The sequence below is a fragment of the Vibrio sp. E150_018 genome (genome assembly GCF_053544035.1).
On the sequence record NZ_JBHGNY010000003.1, the window covers coordinates 282,903 to 299,071 of the forward strand.

Annotated in this window: 20 protein-coding genes; 14 read left to right on the top strand and 6 right to left on the bottom strand. The window is 39.6% G+C overall.

All coding sequences use genetic code 11. The features are described from left to right. Positions 1-98 precede the first annotated feature (98 nt). The gene (gene hutX, locus ACE3G9_RS06075; RefSeq protein WP_449218680.1) at positions 99-608 is read left to right on the top strand and encodes a heme utilization cystosolic carrier protein HutX; all 510 of its coding nucleotides are present in this window, start codon (positions 99-101) and stop codon (positions 606-608) included. 9 nt (positions 609-617) lie between these two features. Beyond that, positions 618-1,166, top strand: coding sequence for a heme utilization protein HutZ (gene hutZ / locus ACE3G9_RS06080; protein WP_417878934.1), 549 nt, complete (start codon positions 618-620; stop codon positions 1,164-1,166). A 273-nt stretch (positions 1,167-1,439) separates the two neighbouring features. On the opposite strand, the gene ACE3G9_RS06085 is transcribed toward hutZ, so the two are convergent. Further along, positions 1,440-2,231: a M48 family metallopeptidase gene (locus ACE3G9_RS06085; protein WP_417879477.1), complete on the bottom strand. Its 792-nt coding sequence runs from the start codon at positions 2,229-2,231 to the stop codon at positions 1,440-1,442. 195 nt (positions 2,232-2,426) lie between these two features. On the opposite strand from ACE3G9_RS06085, the gene ACE3G9_RS06090 reads away from it, so the two are divergent. The 5 genes from ACE3G9_RS06090 to ACE3G9_RS06110 all read left to right on the top strand — a co-directional run bounded on the left by ACE3G9_RS06090 (position 2,427) and on the right by ACE3G9_RS06110 (position 5,807). Continuing rightward, a complete protein-coding gene (locus ACE3G9_RS06090) occupies positions 2,427-2,852 on the top strand; it encodes a hotdog fold thioesterase (RefSeq protein ID WP_449218681.1) in 426 nt (141 codons plus the stop codon). Between the two features lie 9 nt (positions 2,853-2,861). After that, entirely contained in the window at positions 2,862-3,095 is a 234-nt protein-coding gene (locus ACE3G9_RS06095) for a DUF3389 family protein (RefSeq protein WP_417878936.1), read from the top strand. A 133-nt stretch (positions 3,096-3,228) separates the two neighbouring features. Further along, positions 3,229-4,926, top strand: a complete 1,698-nt coding sequence (locus ACE3G9_RS06100) for an SgrR family transcriptional regulator (RefSeq protein WP_449218682.1) — start codon at positions 3,229-3,231, stop codon at positions 4,924-4,926. A gap of 52 nt (positions 4,927-4,978) precedes the next feature. After that, positions 4,979-5,308 (top strand): divalent-cation tolerance protein CutA, encoded by a 330-nt coding sequence (cutA, locus tag ACE3G9_RS06105; RefSeq protein ID WP_449218683.1) that lies wholly within the window; start codon positions 4,979-4,981, stop codon positions 5,306-5,308. 25 nt (positions 5,309-5,333) lie between these two features. Further along, the gene (locus tag ACE3G9_RS06110; RefSeq protein WP_027695917.1) at positions 5,334-5,807 is read left to right on the top strand and encodes an NYN domain-containing protein; all 474 of its coding nucleotides are present in this window, start codon (positions 5,334-5,336) and stop codon (positions 5,805-5,807) included. 284 nt (positions 5,808-6,091) lie between these two features. Here ACE3G9_RS06110 and ACE3G9_RS06115 read toward each other — a convergent pair whose 3' ends face one another. Further along, positions 6,092-6,247: a DUF2986 domain-containing protein gene (locus ACE3G9_RS06115; protein ID WP_417878939.1), complete on the bottom strand. Its 156-nt coding sequence runs from the start codon at positions 6,245-6,247 to the stop codon at positions 6,092-6,094. Between the two features lie 186 nt (positions 6,248-6,433). Here ACE3G9_RS06115 and queD point away from each other — a divergent pair, with 186 nt between their 5' ends. Further along, complete coding sequence (queD, locus tag ACE3G9_RS06120; RefSeq protein WP_417878940.1) at positions 6,434-6,799, top strand: 6-carboxytetrahydropterin synthase QueD; 366 nt, start codon at positions 6,434-6,436, stop codon at positions 6,797-6,799. Positions 6,800-6,810: 11 nt separating this feature from the next. Further along, entirely contained in the window at positions 6,811-7,479 is a 669-nt protein-coding gene (gene queE, locus ACE3G9_RS06125; RefSeq protein ID WP_449218684.1) for a 7-carboxy-7-deazaguanine synthase QueE, read from the top strand. Between the two features lie 128 nt (positions 7,480-7,607). Here the strand turns inward: queE and ACE3G9_RS06130 are convergent, their stop codons facing one another. Both ACE3G9_RS06130 and trxC read right to left on the bottom strand, forming a co-directional pair. Then, positions 7,608-8,768, bottom strand: coding sequence for an MFS transporter (locus tag ACE3G9_RS06130; protein WP_417878942.1), 1,161 nt, complete (start codon positions 8,766-8,768; stop codon positions 7,608-7,610). 199 nt (positions 8,769-8,967) lie between these two features. Beyond that, positions 8,968-9,402, bottom strand: a complete 435-nt coding sequence (gene trxC / locus ACE3G9_RS06135; protein WP_417878943.1) for a thioredoxin TrxC — start codon at positions 9,400-9,402, stop codon at positions 8,968-8,970. Between the two features lie 217 nt (positions 9,403-9,619). On the opposite strand from trxC, the gene ACE3G9_RS06140 reads away from it, so the two are divergent. Further along, positions 9,620-10,714 (top strand): beta-ketoacyl-ACP synthase 3, encoded by a 1,095-nt coding sequence (locus ACE3G9_RS06140; protein ID WP_449218685.1) that lies wholly within the window; start codon positions 9,620-9,622, stop codon positions 10,712-10,714. Positions 10,715-10,775: 61 nt separating this feature from the next. Here ACE3G9_RS06140 and ACE3G9_RS06145 read toward each other — a convergent pair whose 3' ends face one another. Further along, entirely contained in the window at positions 10,776-12,476 is a 1,701-nt protein-coding gene (locus ACE3G9_RS06145; protein WP_417878945.1) for an FAD-dependent oxidoreductase, read from the bottom strand. 85 nt (positions 12,477-12,561) lie between these two features. On the opposite strand from ACE3G9_RS06145, the gene ACE3G9_RS06150 reads away from it, so the two are divergent. From ACE3G9_RS06150 to ACE3G9_RS06160, 3 genes are all read left to right on the top strand, one after another. Beyond that, positions 12,562-12,984 carry a YeeE/YedE family protein gene (locus tag ACE3G9_RS06150; RefSeq protein WP_417878946.1) on the top strand — a complete coding sequence of 141 codons (423 nt, stop codon included), beginning with the start codon at positions 12,562-12,564 and terminating at the stop codon, positions 12,982-12,984. 10 nt (positions 12,985-12,994) lie between these two features. Continuing rightward, positions 12,995-13,417: a DUF6691 family protein gene (locus tag ACE3G9_RS06155; RefSeq protein WP_417878947.1), complete on the top strand. Its 423-nt coding sequence runs from the start codon at positions 12,995-12,997 to the stop codon at positions 13,415-13,417. 87 nt (positions 13,418-13,504) lie between these two features. Next, a complete protein-coding gene (locus ACE3G9_RS06160) occupies positions 13,505-13,753 on the top strand; it encodes a DUF2789 family protein (protein ID WP_449218686.1) in 249 nt (82 codons plus the stop codon). A gap of 11 nt (positions 13,754-13,764) precedes the next feature. Here the strand turns inward: ACE3G9_RS06160 and ACE3G9_RS06165 are convergent, their stop codons facing one another. Next, a complete protein-coding gene (locus ACE3G9_RS06165; protein ID WP_449218687.1) occupies positions 13,765-14,520 on the bottom strand; it encodes a 5-oxoprolinase subunit PxpA in 756 nt (251 codons plus the stop codon). A 128-nt stretch (positions 14,521-14,648) separates the two neighbouring features. Here ACE3G9_RS06165 and galE point away from each other — a divergent pair, with 128 nt between their 5' ends. Beyond that, positions 14,649-15,665 (top strand): UDP-glucose 4-epimerase GalE, encoded by a 1,017-nt coding sequence (galE, locus tag ACE3G9_RS06170; RefSeq protein ID WP_449218688.1) that lies wholly within the window; start codon positions 14,649-14,651, stop codon positions 15,663-15,665. The last annotated feature ends 504 nt before the right edge of the window (positions 15,666-16,169 follow it).

Genomic DNA, 16,169 nt, shown 5'->3' on the forward strand with positions numbered 1-16,169 from the left:
ACAATCTAAATAATATCAATTATCAATTGCATTCTCATTAATGTAAAATTATGATTCTGCTCACCTGCTTAATATGAAGACAAAAAGAGTAATTACCAATGGATAGGGATGTACTAAAACAAAGAGTTAGAGAACTTCTAGACAAAGATGACAGCACTTTACCTGCTACCTTAGCTCAACACTTAGGGGTGAGTGAAGGCGAAATAGTCTGTGCATTTCCAAAAGACATGGCCGTTATCGTACCCGGTGAACATGCTCAAACAATGCTAGAAACTATAGTTGGTTGGGGGCCAGTGACAACTATAATGCATTCCTTTGGTTCTATCTTTGAAGTGAAAGCACCATTCCCCAAAGGTAAAAACGCTCATGGTTACTATAATTTAATGGGAAAACCTGGTGAGTTACAGGGTCACTTAAGATTAAACCTTATCGAGAAAGTTGCTCTTGTCTCAAAACCTTTCAGAGGAAAGGAGAGCTATTACTTCGGTTTTTTTGACTCATTAGGAAATAGCATTTTTAAAATTTATTTAGGTCGAGATCAGAAACGCGTTTTATTTGCAGATCAAGTAGAGAAATTTAAACAAATTCAAATTGAATTGAGCCAATAAGGGGACATTATGGAAAGTCAAACCATTCAAGCGAAAGTAATAAAGCAAGAAAGATTACAAAATAGATTAGGTCCAGAAATTCAAGAGTTTCGCTCAGAGAGAAAAACCATCCAGTTAGCAACGGTTGATGAAACAGGTAAACCTAATGTGAGTTATGCACCTTTTGTGGTAAATGGCGATGGATACTTTGTACTTATTTCTGAAATTGCTCGTCATGCTAGAAACCTTACCGCAAACCCTCAAGTGTCTTTAATGTTGATTGAAGACGAAGATAGATCTAAGCAATTATTTGCTCGTAAGAGACTAACATTTGATGCGGTTGCAAGTATTGTTGAGCGAGACTCAAAACAATGGCAACAAGTGACAGAAGAATTAGAACAACGATTTGGTGAAATAGTGAAAGGCTTAAGCCAATTAGAAGATTTTAAACTTTTTTGTTTAAAACCTATACAAGGCCTGTTTGTTAAAGGGTTTGGTCAGGCCTTCCAAGTTTCAGGTGACGATCTTATTGGTGTCGTACATTTAGAACAAGGCCATAAAAAGGTCAGTAACCAATAATAAATAATAATTGTGTACTAGCAACGATATATTTGAGATTAATAGAAAAAGGGGTAAGTCCAACGACTTACCCCTTTTGGTGTTTGCAAGCAAAGGTAACACCCGTTTCCCATCAAGTGGGATTTATACCAGCACTAGTGCCGACATTATTGTCCTTTCATTATAACCACAAACATTTTATCCGCGCTTGTAATAATTGAGTTATTAGACTTCATTCTAAATCTGCGTAAGAAGCGATGAAACAATGCTTTCTGTTATTAACTCTTCATACATCTATGCTTGGCAATTCGGGGCTGATGCGTTGTATCTAGGTAAAGCTTTAATCTCATCACCTAGATCTTGTATTCGAGTGTTATGAGAAGGGTGAGTTGACAACAATTCAGGAGGTTGATTTCCACCGGATGCCTTTGCCATATTCTTCCATAGTTGAATGCTTTGTTGCGGATCGAATCCAGCTTTGGCCATCAGATCAATACCCATAATATCGGCTTCCGTTTCTTGGCTTCGCCCATAAGGTAAATTAATGCCGTATTCCACGCCCAAGCCTAAAGCGCTCATCATCATTTCTTTGTATTCCGTACCGGCTAAGGCAAAATCGGTAATTTGCAATCCAGTGCTGGTTATTTGGCTACGTGACATACGTTCATTACCATGATTAGCAATTACATGCGCCACTTCATGCCCTAAGACTGTTGCCAGTTGATCTTGGTTAGTTGCTACATTAAGTAGACCAGTATAAACACCGATTTTGCCACCAGGCAGGGCGAATGCGTTAACTTGGTCAGAATCAAACACCACCACTTCCCATTGTTCAAAACTTGCTTGCTTAGGCACTTGCTTGGTAATTGCATTAGCCACACAAGTCACATAAGCATTGACCTTGGCATCCTTACTGACTTTCTCTTTTTGTTTCATTTGCTCAAAAGATTGTGCGCCTAATTGAGACATTTCACTATCTGAAAATAGAATCACCTGACTTCTACCTGTGGGAGAAGAAGTACAAGCAGACAAACCCATCATGATTAATCCACTTAACGTGACTTTCTTTAATCGTGGTGAAAGCATGTTCATAATAATTCCTGATCTAACAATATTGAGTTAACTTTAAAACACATTATCTATAACAGCAATTGCTCAAATGTACGATAAGGCTGACATCAAAATGAGAGTGGCGTCTTCATATTGAGAAGTGAGATCTTGCACTTAGTTATTGATAAGAATATTGTTACGAGCTCAGTGTTATTGAATATAGGGATCACCATGATTTGGAAAAAAGACGTCACTTTAGAACGTTTAAATGCAACGTCTCGCAATACCTTAATGGAGCATCTTAATATTGAGTATGTTGAGATCACAGATAATAGTATTTCAGCGACCATGCCGGTATCAAGTATCACTCACCAACCAATGGGGTTATTGCACGGTGGCGCATCGGTTGTATTAGCTGAAACACTCGGCTCTCTGGCTGCCAATATGTGTGTGGATGATAATGCTTACTGCGTCGGTCTCGATATTAACGCCAACCATATTCGAGCAAAGCGTAACGGAGTAGTGACAGGAAAAACTTGGCCAATTCATATCGGAGTATCTACTCAGGTATGGCAAATTGAAATTGTTGATGAAGAACAGCGTCTACTATGTACGAGCCGAATTACAATGGCCGTTAAAACTCGAAAAAGTAGTTAAAAGCCGAAAATGATCATTGAATTCACACAAGGCAAAATCATTGCTAACCAACACGAAATTGTGGTGCGTTTAAGCCAAATGGCAAGTGTCACGATGCAATGTCAAACTGAAGCGCTGCAACTGATTGGTCGTGGTGCCAATGTGATTACTGCACATGATATGCAATGTCAGTGGTCGATTAAGTTAGATTCCGAACAACAATTACAGCAACTGGCTGATTTTCTTTGTTTACCAATCCAATAGCGATTAGTAATAAAAGAGGAACTTTCCGTTTTACATTTCATACCTAAAAATGGCTTTACCACAAGATTTATCCCTTTAAAGCTGATAAAGTGGGAAATGATTTCTTATTGCTAAACAATAGAGTTTCCCCTTTATGAGCAGCCCACGATTAAGAACACAATTTGAACGTTTATTTGAACACTTCCAAGGTGAAGATTGCGCGATTCATTTAGAAGAGTTAACCGATATATTGTGTTGTACTCGCCGAAATACTCGTATTGTCCTTAACAAATTAGCAGAAGAAGGCTGGATTGAATGGGTGCCAGCAGCAGGGCGTGGTAAATTATCACGCTTGATTTTTAAACGTAATAAAATTGATGTAAGTGAGAATCTTGCCAAGCGTTATTTAGAAGAAGGCAAAATAGAACATGCTCTTTCTGTTTTAGATAATGATCCTGCACGGCTTACTCAAGTATTCCAAGGCTACCTAGGCTTTAGTCATTTAGAAGGGCAGCAAGTCATCCGTTTACCTTATTATCGTCAACTCGCCACACTCAATCCATTAAAGCCAACTCGCCGTTCTGAACAACACATCATCCGACAAATTTTTAGTGGCTTAACTCAGTTAGATGAAAAAGAGCAAGTTCAACCAGATCTTGCTCACCACTGGGAAATGTTATCACCAACGCATTGGCGTTTTTACTTACGTTCAGGCGTACGTTTTCATAATGGCGACCGTTTGAACATGACGGACGTGATTGAAAGCATCAATCGATTAAAAACATTAACTCTATTTGAACATATTGAGTCGGTTGCTTCGCCTTCTAATAATACACTCGATATTCACTTAACCGATGCCGATTATTACTTACCTTTATTACTGACAGAAACTCCGGCAAAAATATTGCAGTCCCACATCAGTGATCTTGATAAATTTGATTTGATTCCTAACGGTACAGGGCCATATAAAGTCACCAGAAATGATTCGGCTCGTTTGGTGCTAGAAGCCTTTGAACATTACTTTGGTTATCGCCCGCTCATTGAACGAGTGGAAGTATGGGTCATTGATGAAGCTCATTCATCCATGGTTTATCCTAGCTTAACTCATCCAAATAAGCCTAAAGAAGGGCAGTTCACCGATGTAGAACTCGATCCTGGTTGCACCTATTTACTACTTAACCGTCGTTCTGGTATTGCTACAAATGACGATTGGGCGCATTACTTAGCGCAAAGGTTAAATCCGTTTAGTTTATTGAGAGGGATCCCAGATCAAAAAGTTATTGAATTAGGCTTGCTACACGCTCATGGCTTAAAGCCTGGTTGGCATCATAGTGGCATTTTACAATCAAACTTAATGCCACCAGCAATAGAACATAATGAAAAAGCACAAATTACGGTTGCCTATCACAGTATGCACCCGTTGTTTCCTTATGTAATAAAATCCATGAAAAGTTTATTAAAAGAAGATGGCATTAGCTTAAAAACGGTTAAATATGATCTCACCGTTGAAAACCCTGATGAGGTGGATATTTGGCTCAAACCTATGGGGTTGGCTAACCATCGTAAGGATGCTTTAATCGGCTGGCTTCTTGGTTACAGTGATATCGATATCATGAGTAATCAGGACCACTTTTCTCATTGGAAGAAGATGGTTTCAGCTTGGCGTTCTCAACCCAATCAAACTTTCCCGGCAAAAGAGTTGGCTAAGCAACTAGTTCAAACTCAGCAACTCATACCTATGTTTCACTGTTGGTTAGGAGTAAGCCAAGATCAATGTGGTTCACTGCAAAATGCCACTTGTAATGCCTTGGGTTGGTTTGATTTTAGTCAGGTATGGGTAAAGCCAGAGTAAAGCTCTACACTAAATAGACACTTTCGATAATGAACAAAGGGAGAATTGCATTATGGACACACACCCTGATGGCTATGCGATTGTTCTATCAACAACAAACGAAGAAGAAAGCCAACAAGCGATTATTAATGCGTTATTAACCCAAAAATTAGCCGCTTGTATCCAAGTCATGCCAATAACGAGCTACTACCATTGGCATGGAGAGGTGAATTATGATCAAGAATCACTATTGATCATTAAAATTCTGCATCGACACTACCAAGAAGTTGAGCAAGTTATTTTAGCTAACCATAACTATCAAGTACCACAAATCGTTATGCTGCCCATCGAAACGGGGTTCCACGAGTACCTACAATGGATCCAGTCTAGTAGTCACTCATAATGCCGTATTTTTTATTTGGAAATTTATGCAAACTGTATCCATATTAGTTGATGTACAAAACATTTATTACACCACTCGCGACAAATATCACCGCCATTTTGATTACAATGCATTCTGGGCAAAAGTGATGAAAGATCGCACTTTAGTCAATGCAAATGCTTATGCGATAGCGCGTAGCGACGATAAACAAAAGCAATTTCATAATATCTTGAGAGGGATTGGGTTTGACGTAAAACTCAAACCATTTATTCAACGACAAGATGGCTCTGCAAAAGGGGATTGGGATGTTGGAATTGCGCTTGATGCTATGGAATTAGCTGAAATTTCAGATGTCATTGTGATTGCATCAGGAGATGGTGACTTTGATTTATTAGCTAAGCGTATTCAAAGTCGTTACGGAAAAACAGTTGAAGTTTATGGGGTGCCGGGCTTAACGGCGAATTCTCTTATTGAAGCCGCCGATCGATACCAACCCATTGAAGACGAGTTATTGCTCTGATTCTACTTGTTCTGTTGTTTGCACATCATCGGTATACCCAAGTAACTTCAAGGTGCGAGTTTCAGCAAGAATAAAACAAGCTTTAGGCAAGGTAAATTGAATATGATCATAGTCACTCTATCTCTGTTCAATTTAACGCAGTATAAAGCTTGTTTTAACTTGCCCTTCGGGAGCTTCATCCAAACCTTTATTCTGTGTCAGATTGCTTTGAAAGGTACTTATTCCTTCACCAATCTTCCTTGCCTAAAGGCTTGGATGATAGCTCTGAATTCTGCACCTTGAAATCACTTGGGTATAGTGTCTTGAGTTTGAGCCTCTTCTTCCATACGAGCCCGCTCTGCTTTAGAAATATATTTCGGCTTATTGGTTTTATGCAGCTTGGAATTTTGCTGCTTTAATCGTTTTTTTAAAATCGAATTGATTTTTTTCTTACGGTTCATAACCCGTCTCTGCAATCTAGTGGTTGCGCATCATATCAAACGTCGATTTTAAAGCTAGCTTATATTTTTGGTTTAGTTTAGATAAGGGCTTAAGTTTATTTACCATTAGATAGTGTAATATTCGCTTTTCATTCGTGATCGAGTTCTATATATTCAAATCCCATTTAACTCAGACTCGGAATTATTATGACTTGCGAGATATACAAAGACTTCATTTTTGAAGCAGCGCACCATTTACCTAACGTACCAGAAGGGCATAAATGTGGACGTTTGCACGGTCATTCTTTCTTTGTTCGCTTATACATTCAAGGTGAAGTGGATCCGACCACTGGCTGGATTATCGACTTTGGTGATGTGAAGAAAATCTTCGCACCAATTTATGATCAACTTGACCACTATTATCTCAATGATATTCCTGGGTTAGAGAACCCAACTAGCGAAGTATTAGCGAAGTGGATCTGGGAAAAAGTAAAACCTCTGTTACCACAACTAAGCAAAATTGAAATCAAAGAAACCTGTACAGCAGGTTGTATATACCGTGGTCAAGAGTAAAGGCGAACTTTGTGTACAAGATCAACGAAATCTTTGAAACTATCCAAGGAGAAGGCTACTTTACCGGTGTGCCTTCTGTTTTTATTCGTCTTCAAGTTTGCCCGGTAGGGTGTTCATGGTGTGATACCAAACAAACCTGGACCGCTGAAGAAAGCGATAAAACCACACTCGGTAATATCATCATTAAACAAGGCGATAGCCCAAGCTGGAGCCCAGCCAGCGTTGATGACATTGTGTCGGTATATCAACAGCAAGGCTACACAGCAAAGCATATTGTGATCACCGGTGGTGAGCCTTGTATCTATGATTTACAACCATTAACGTCTGCTTTTGAAGCGTTAGGCTGCCAGTGTCAAATTGAGACCAGTGGAACATCGGAAGTGTTATGTTCTGGCGGCACCTGGGTGACAGTGTCACCAAAGATTGCCATGAAAAGTAAACTGGAAGTCCTCAATTCTGCACTACAACGCGCCAATGAAATTAAGCATCCCGTAGGAACACAAAAAGATATCGATCAACTTGATGCGCTACTCACTCGGGCAGAATGCGAATCTAAAGCCAACATAGCCCTGCAACCAATCAGTCAGAAACCTAGAGCGACTGAACTTTGTGTGGAAACTTGCATTAAGCGTAATTGGCGTTTATCAATCCAAACACATAAGTATTTGAACATAACTTAAAGACCTCAACATAAAATAACTAGTTAGGCAGGCTGTAGAAATATTATCTGTGATATAAAAAAGCGCCTCACATCAATAAAGTGAAGTGAGGCGCTTTTTCTTAGCTCAATTTTTACTGATTTTTTCGATTATTTACCCGCGACCATACGTGATTTACGCTTGATGCTCATAGCAAACATATAAAGTGATGTTGCCAACAAGATCACGAATAAGAAGCCTGTCAAACCTTCAGGGTTATTCATCCAATATTGCGCGGCAATAGGGCCAACAACCGAGCCAATACTATAGGCAAGCAACATAATCTGCGTGGCAGAAACAATGTAATTTTCTTCTAATCCATCACAACCTAGGCTGATTGCCAAAGGGTAGATAGAGAAGGTTGCCATACCAAGTAACACCAGGCTAATGGCAAGTACAATTAGGCTAGAACTTAATGCCGTTAAACCAATTGCAAACACACCAAGTAGGCAAAATAATCCCATCAATAATTTCTTGCTCATAAATTGGCTGCCCCAAGATACAATGGGCTGTACCAACATTGCGCCCATGACAAGTAACGCCATCAAGCTACCAATTTTAGCGGTTGAAACATGACGATCGTGTAACTCTAAAGGCATAAGGCCATAAATAGAGCCAATTAACAGACCTGATACCATACAACCGATTAAGGCCGCTTTATTCATCTTAAATATTTGCTTTAAGCTCAGTACTGAATGGGTTTCCGTTTGCGGTTGCTGACAACGACCAAAACAAAGCAATAGGGTAGCTGTAACAAGTAAAGACAGAATCACCACAAATGGCCACTCGCTTTCCATTGCAAAAATACTAATACCTAGTTGACCTAGTGTCGCACCACCATAAAGTGAAGCCATGTATAAACCTAGTCGCTTGGCTCGGCTTTTTTCATCACCAATTAGTAGCCAAGATTCAACAACCACAAATATGCCAGCCACTGCAATACCCGCAATGAAACGAGAAAATAGCCATGACTCAAATGTTGGAACAATCGGCATTACTACAATAGTGAGTGAAAATAGCACTAGGAAAAAGATAAAGGCATTCTTATGTCCTATTTTCGCCACAATAGGCTCAATGAACATCGCACCTAATAATAATCCAGCATAAAAGGCACTGGCTAACCAGCTTGCAGTGTCCGTGCTTAAACCATATTGACCTAACATCAATGGGATCAAACTCATTAAATAACCTGATGCAATCGCATATAAAGATAATGCAGCAACAGGAATAAAAAATGATGGTTTTGATGAAATCAAAGCTACGTTGTTCACCGCATACTCCGCAAGTGTAATGTAAATAAGAAGATAATATCGAGGCGAATATGAGGCTTACATCACAACATGTAAAATGAGATTTTTTTGATTTAACGATAAAAGAAATTGATTGAAGGAGAGTTACTATATTTTCAATAGGAAACTGCCTAATAATAAGCATATTAGGCAATCTTTATTGTATATTATTAGAGGTTAACTATTTGGTGATTGCTTGGTTTAACCATTGTATAAACTGGCCTTTTGGCAAGGCGCCATTAATAGAATCGACCATTTTACCTGACTTAAAGACCATAATGGTTGGAATGCTACGAATTTGATATTTAGTGGCAATATTTTGCTGTGATTCAGTATCAACTTTCAAAAATCTTGCTTGACCAGTCATGTCTGCAGCTGTGTCTTCAAAGATAGGAGCAAAGCCAACACATGGATTACACCAAGGTGCCCAAAAATCAATAATAACCGGCAGTTCACTCGTTAATAATGCATTTAAGTTTTCAGTTGTAGCTGTTATTGGCTTACCATCAAAAAGAGGTGATTGACAGCGCCCACAGTTCGCTTTATCAGACACTCTTGATTCGGGGACTTTGTTCTTACTTTGGCAATATGGGCAAGCGGTTATAAATGATGTCATGAGGACCTCTTTAAGAATATTCTCTACTTTTTATAAAACGGTGACTCTGGAAATACTTAACGTATAAGTTTTCAAGCAACTATCGTATAATGTTTATATCCAAATAACGCCAAGATGTGAATTTCAGCAAGAATAAAACAAGCTTTCGGCAAGGCAAATTGAAGTCACTTGGGTATATAAGTTTAAAATAAAACAATAACATTAATAAGGTATTTTTATGGCTAACGTTTACGCAGAAATTACAGGGTGGGGGAAGTGTCTACCACCTGCGGTTTTGACTAATGACGATTTAAGTACATTTTTAGAAACCTCTGATGAATGGATCCGCTCTCGCACGGGAATTGAAAGTCGCCGTATTAGCCATGTAGAGACATCTGATCTTGCAACAGTAGCCGCCCAAAATGCCATGCATGCTGCCGGAATTACCGCTGATGAGGTTGATTGTATTATTGTCGCAACATGCTCACCAGACACCTTGATTCCAAATACTGCGTCGAAAGTGCAAAGTAACCTTGGTATCCAAGCCGCTGCCGCTTTTGATTTAAACGCTGCTTGTACTGGTTTCCTTTATGGTTTAGAAACCGCAACTAGACTAATCCAAGCGGGTAATTATCGTAATGCTATTGTTATTGGTGCAGAACATTTGTCGTTTTATCTAAACTGGACTCAACGTGATACCGCAGTATTATTTGGTGATGGTGCAGGAGCTGTTGTACTCTCTCGACGTGAACAGGATAACCCTGTTGGACTTCAACAGGCTTCACTCGGTTGTGATGCGGAAGGGCGTGATATTCTTGCGATTCCTAAATTTGGTACCGCTATGAACCGTTTTGATCGAGATAGTGGTCACTGGGATTTTAACTTTATTGGTAAAGATATCTTTAAACGTGCAGTAAAAGGCATGAGTGCAGCAACGCAAAATGTACTTGAACGTTCTGGTTTAACCAAAGAAGACGTTGATTGTGTGGTACCTCATCAGGCCAATATTCGCATCATCCAAACTTTGTGTGATTTTGCCGGTATTTCTCAAGATAAAGCCTTCGTAAATATTCAAAAATACGGTAACACTTCTGCTGCAACGGTTCCTATTGCTCTATGCGAAGCCGTTGAACAAGGTTTTGTTAAACCGAATATGAATATCCTTGTTGCCGCATTTGGTGCAGGCCTAACATGGGGGGCTGGCATGATTAAATGGGGCGATAGAGTTACACCAATTGAAGCACAAACAGCAGAGCTAGAGCCCTGCGATAAAACAGCGCTACAATTGTTGGAAGAAGCCATCGAGCATTGTAAGTCTTATAATAAGCAATAAAAATAACGAATAAAAGAACGGCCACTTTACAAACGAAAGTGGCCGTTTTTATATATTTAAATTAACACTTGGCATGAATATAAGTTCTATAACCACCAATTAAGTTTCTGGCTTTGTAACCATTATTCACTAATTGACGATAAGCAACATGACCGCGTAACCCAACTTGACAGTAGATAATGATCTCTTTGTCTTTTGGTAATTCGCTCATGCGAGGACGGAGTTCATCGACAGGAATATTGATAGCACCTTCTAACGTTCCGAAGTTTTCGATTTCCATCGGAGTACGAACATCCAATATGAGCTGTTCATTTGTTAAAGTATTAAGCTCATCAAAGTGAATTCCTCTTGAGTCACCATTTTCAATGTTGTTAGCAACGAAAGCGGCTTGATTAATGACGTCTTTTGCACTGCCAAATGGAGGTGCATACGTCAGTTCCAAATGTTGCAATTGCTCGATAGTCATACCAGCTCGTTGAGCAACAGCCATAATATCAATACGCTTATCTACTCCATCTTTACCTACAGCTTGTGCACCAAGAATTTTCTTGGTTTCTGGGCAGTATAGCATCTTAAATGAGACAAGTTCTGCACCAGGGTAGTAACTTGCATGGCTTGCAGTGTGAACATAAACTTTCTTGAATGGAATGCCTTCACGCTTAAGTGATTTTTCATTTTTACCTGTAGAAGCTATCGCTAGATCGAAAATCTTACAGATTGCTGTACCTTGAGTTCCTTGATAGGTTTCGCCTCGACCAAATATGTTATCGGCGGCCATGCGACCTTGACGATTTGCAGGACCTGCGAGCGGTACAATCGTTGGTTTGCCAGTAATAAAGTCGGCTTCTTCTACAGCATCGCCAACAGCGTAAATAGATGGATCACTACTTTGCATCGCTGAGGTAGTCCAGATACCACCAAGTTCACCAATTTTTAGGCCAGCTTCTTTTGCCAATTTAATTTCAGGACGGACACCGATAGCCATAACCAGAATTTCTGTTTGTATCGTTTCTCCGCTGCTAAGGCTAAGGTTGAGGTGGCCTTGAATATGAGGATGCTGATCTGTTTCACCACTTTCGATGTTAGCGACGTGGGATTCCTTAACATATTCCACCGCTTCTAAGGCCACACCTAAACGTAGATCAACACCTTTCTCTTTGATTTCTGCGTGAGCAAAACCTGCCATTTCACTGTCTACAGGTGTCATAACTTGGTCAGCTAGTTCCACAAGAGTCGTTTTAATGCCAAGTTGATGGAACGCTTCCATCATTTCTAATCCGATAAAACCACCACCAACCACCGTGGCATGTTCTGGGCGGTTCATGCGTATAGTATTAAGAATTTTATCCATATCTGGAATATTACGCAGAGAATGCGTAATAGGATTATTGATACCAGGAATAGGAGGAACAATTGGGCCTGCACCTGGGCTTAATACTAAGAAATCGTAGCTTTCAGTATATTCAGTGCCGTCTAGTACATTCTTAACAGTAACGGATTTGTTTGCTTTATCAATGCTAACAACTTCGCTCATTGTACGAACATCAACATTGAATCTCGCCAGAAAGCTCTCGGGGGTCTGAAGCAGTAAGTTAGCTCTTTCCGTGATGTCGCCACCGATGTGATACGGTAAACCACAATTTGCAAATGAAACAAATTCCCCACGTTCAAACATAATAATTTCTGCATCTTCACTTAGACGCCTTGCTCTTGCTGCAGCTGAAGCGCCACCGGCAACACCACCTATAATTAAAATTTTCATATCAACCTCAAATATTATTTAGCTATTGCTAATAAATTATAGGCTAATATAATTAGTGTCAAATATTAATCATCAAGAGGTAATTATGACCATTCCTTGGAGTGCATTATTCGGCGGGATGTTGCTTGGAATTTCTGCAACTATTCTTATGTTATTTAAAGGGAAAGTAGCTGGTATCAGTGGAATTGTTAGTGGCGTAATGACGCCATCATCGGTAGATAAAGGTTGGCGAATTCAATTTATCATTGGCTTGATTGCTGGCGGTTTATTGACAAACTGGCTTATCCAACCTGATCTTGCCGGTATCCCCACGCAATACTCTAGTTCTATCGTGACAATGTTACTGGCTGGTTTATTGGTTGGCCTTGGAACCAAGTTAGGTAATGGTTGCACTAGCGGTCATGGCATTTGTGGAATGGGGCGCTTTTCTATCCGCTCTATGATTGCTACGCTGACTTTTATGCTAGTGGCGGCAATCACGGTCTACATTCGATTACATATCTTATAAGTGAGCGACTATGAAACGTTATTCTTCTATTTCATTTATTTCTGGATTGTTTTTTGGTGCTGGCATGGTGATTTCCGATATGGTCAACCCTGTGAAAGTTATCGCCTTTCTTGATGTAGCAGGCGCATGGAAAGTCGATCTGGCTTTTGTGATGGGAGGAGCATTACTGGTGTTTGCTCCAATGTACCATTTTGTTATTAAGCCAAGACAAAAGCCGCTGGATCAAACCGAGTTTTGTATAACCAAAAGTAAAGTTGTGGATCGTAAACTGCTCCTTGGTGCAAGTTTATTTGGATTAGGTTGGGGAATTGCCGGAATCTGCCCAGGTCCCGCCTTAGCGTCATTATCAACGCTTAACTTAAGCTTGATGAGCTTTGTTGCAGCTATGGTTGTTGGAATGGGGCTAGCTAATAAACTTCAAAGCAAATTTTAATTAACCTCAACAGTGGATACCTAGGATTGTTTTTGACAGATGTTCTATGCTTTTAACAATCAGGTTATAAAAAAGAGAGGTGGTAATATGGAAATGCATCGTCACTCGCTAGAAACGCTATTTGAGCAACTTGGTTTGGCAAGTTCAAATAAAGATATTGAAACCTTTATTGCTCAACATGCCGATCAATTGGACCATTCACAACCGTTACATCGCGCATCATTTTGGACTGCTTCGCAGTCAACCTTTATTAAGGAAGCCAAGAAAGAAGATGCTGATTGGGTAGAGGTGGTTGATCAGCTCGATACACTTTTTCGAGCTCAATCAACTCATTAATTTAACCATTCTTAAACGATAGGTTGAGTGAGTGCGGTATAGATTCGCTTAAGCACCGCGATAGATTCCTCATTATCACCGTGCACACAAAGGGTATCTGCTTGTAATTCGAGCGTATGCCCTTTAATAGTTGTAACTGTTCCAAAATTTGCCAACTGCATCGCTTGGTAAAAAATATCTTCCGCATTTTGATGTACGGCATTGGGGTTATTTCGGGGAACTAACGAACCGTCACTTTTATAAGCACGGTCGGCGAAAGCTTCAAAAAGCAGCGGAACATTATACTCATCAGCAATATCTAGGTAGGCGGTATTATCTTTTTGGGCTAACACCATCAAGGGCAGTCCTGTTGGCATAACAGCTTGCACAATCGCTTCAAAAACCTCAAGATCCGCCATCATATCGTTATATAAAGCGCCATGAGGTTTCACATAGTCAACTTGCGTATCATAAAGCGCGGCAAGGCTTTGAATCGCCCCCACTTGATAGCTAATGAGATGAGAAATTTGTTCTGGTGTATGCGCAATAGAACGTCGACCAAAACCTAATAAATCCTGATAAGAAGGGTGGGCGCCAATACTGACATTATGTTTAACGGCAAGTTGTATCGTTTTTGCTATGATATCTGGATCGGAAGCATGAAAACCACAAGCTATATTAGCCATATGAACATAAGGAATAATGGCTTCATCTTTTCCCATCGTCCAATGACCAAAGCTTTCGCCCATATCGCAATTGAGTTTTAATTTTGCCGATTCAAGTGTCATTTTCGCGCACCAATCATAGTCTATTATGTATATTTGAGATTTTAATATTGACACTCTAAGGGTATATCTACAAGACACAATGTTGTAAGGTTAGACCCAAGTAATAATTTGTTGATATAGAGGCTTTTATGTTTGTTTTAGTCACCGGTGGTATGGGTTATATAGGCAGTCACACTTGTATTCAAATGATTGAAGCAGGTATGACGCCAATCATTTTTGATAACTTATATAATAGTAAATCCACCGTACTTGATCGCATTGAAAAAGTATCCGGTGTTCGTCCCATTTTTGTTGAAGGTGACATCCGCGACAAGCAAGCAATAAGCCAAGTTTTAAAACAATACGATATTGAATCTGTCATTCATTTTGCTGGTTTAAAAGCCGTCGGTGAGTCAGTTGAAAAACCACTAGAGTATTACGATACCAATGTCCACGGTACTTTAGTTCTTGTTGATGCAATGCGTGAAGCTGGTGTTAAATCGTTAATTTTTAGCTCTTCAGCCACGGTATATGGCGATCCGGCTTCTGTGCCAATTTTAGAAGACTTTTCAACCAGCGCGACCAACCCTTATGGCCGCAGTAAATTAATTGTAGAAGAGTGCTTAACAGACTTCCAAAAAGCCAACCCAGATTGGAGCATTACGCTATTACGCTACTTCAATCCAGTCGGCTCTCATCCATCAGGTGAATTAGGGGAAGATCCTCAAGGCATTCCAAATAACTTGATGCCTTTTGTTTCTCAAGTTGCGGTAGGTCGTCGTGAATTCTTATCTGTGTTTGGGGGTGATTACCCAACACCTGACGGTACTGGTGTACGTGATTATATCCATGTGATGGACTTATCTGATGGCCACTTAGCTGCGCTTACACATGTAGGTAGTAAGCAAGGTCTTCATATTTATAACCTAGGGACTGGTAATGGCAATAGCGTACTAGAAATGGTTAACGCCTTCGAAAAAGCATCTGGCAAGAAAGTACCTTATAAAATTGTTGATCGCCGTCCTGGTGATATCGCTGAGTGCTGGGCCGATCCGGCGAAAGCAGAAGCAGACTTACAATGGAAGGCCACACGTTCATTAGAGCAAATGACAGAAGATACGTGGCGTTGGCAATCTAATAACCCACAAGGTTATCCTGAAGCATAAGAAATAAACGATTAAAAAGAGCAATGTTAAGTTGCTCTTTTTAAGTACAAAATAATGCCTTGATCGCAAAAACAAACTATTCACTACATTTTCATAACAAACATGGTTATAATTCCCCCAATTTTTACTTTAGGTCTACTTAAATCAGGGGAAAAACATGTCATTATCACTAGGTCTGATCATTGCTTTTATTGTTGCAAGTGCAGTAATGGTAAAGCATGAGATGTCTAAACAACCATAATCATTTACATAATCTTTAATACCACTTTTTAGTGTAAATTGATTTGGTTAACTCAATAAAAGTCAGCGATTGCTGGCTTTTTTCGTTTAAAGCCTATTTATACCAATTGCATTAATTATCTAATCATTCTTTCTTGTTAAAAGCCTCGATAACTACGTTATAAATTTTGATTGTAGAGTAACTACTTATCGAAATTTATGCCTTGTTCTCAAGACTTTTTCCTTCGCAATTTCTGATCATCTAACTAATTTGATTGGTATTAA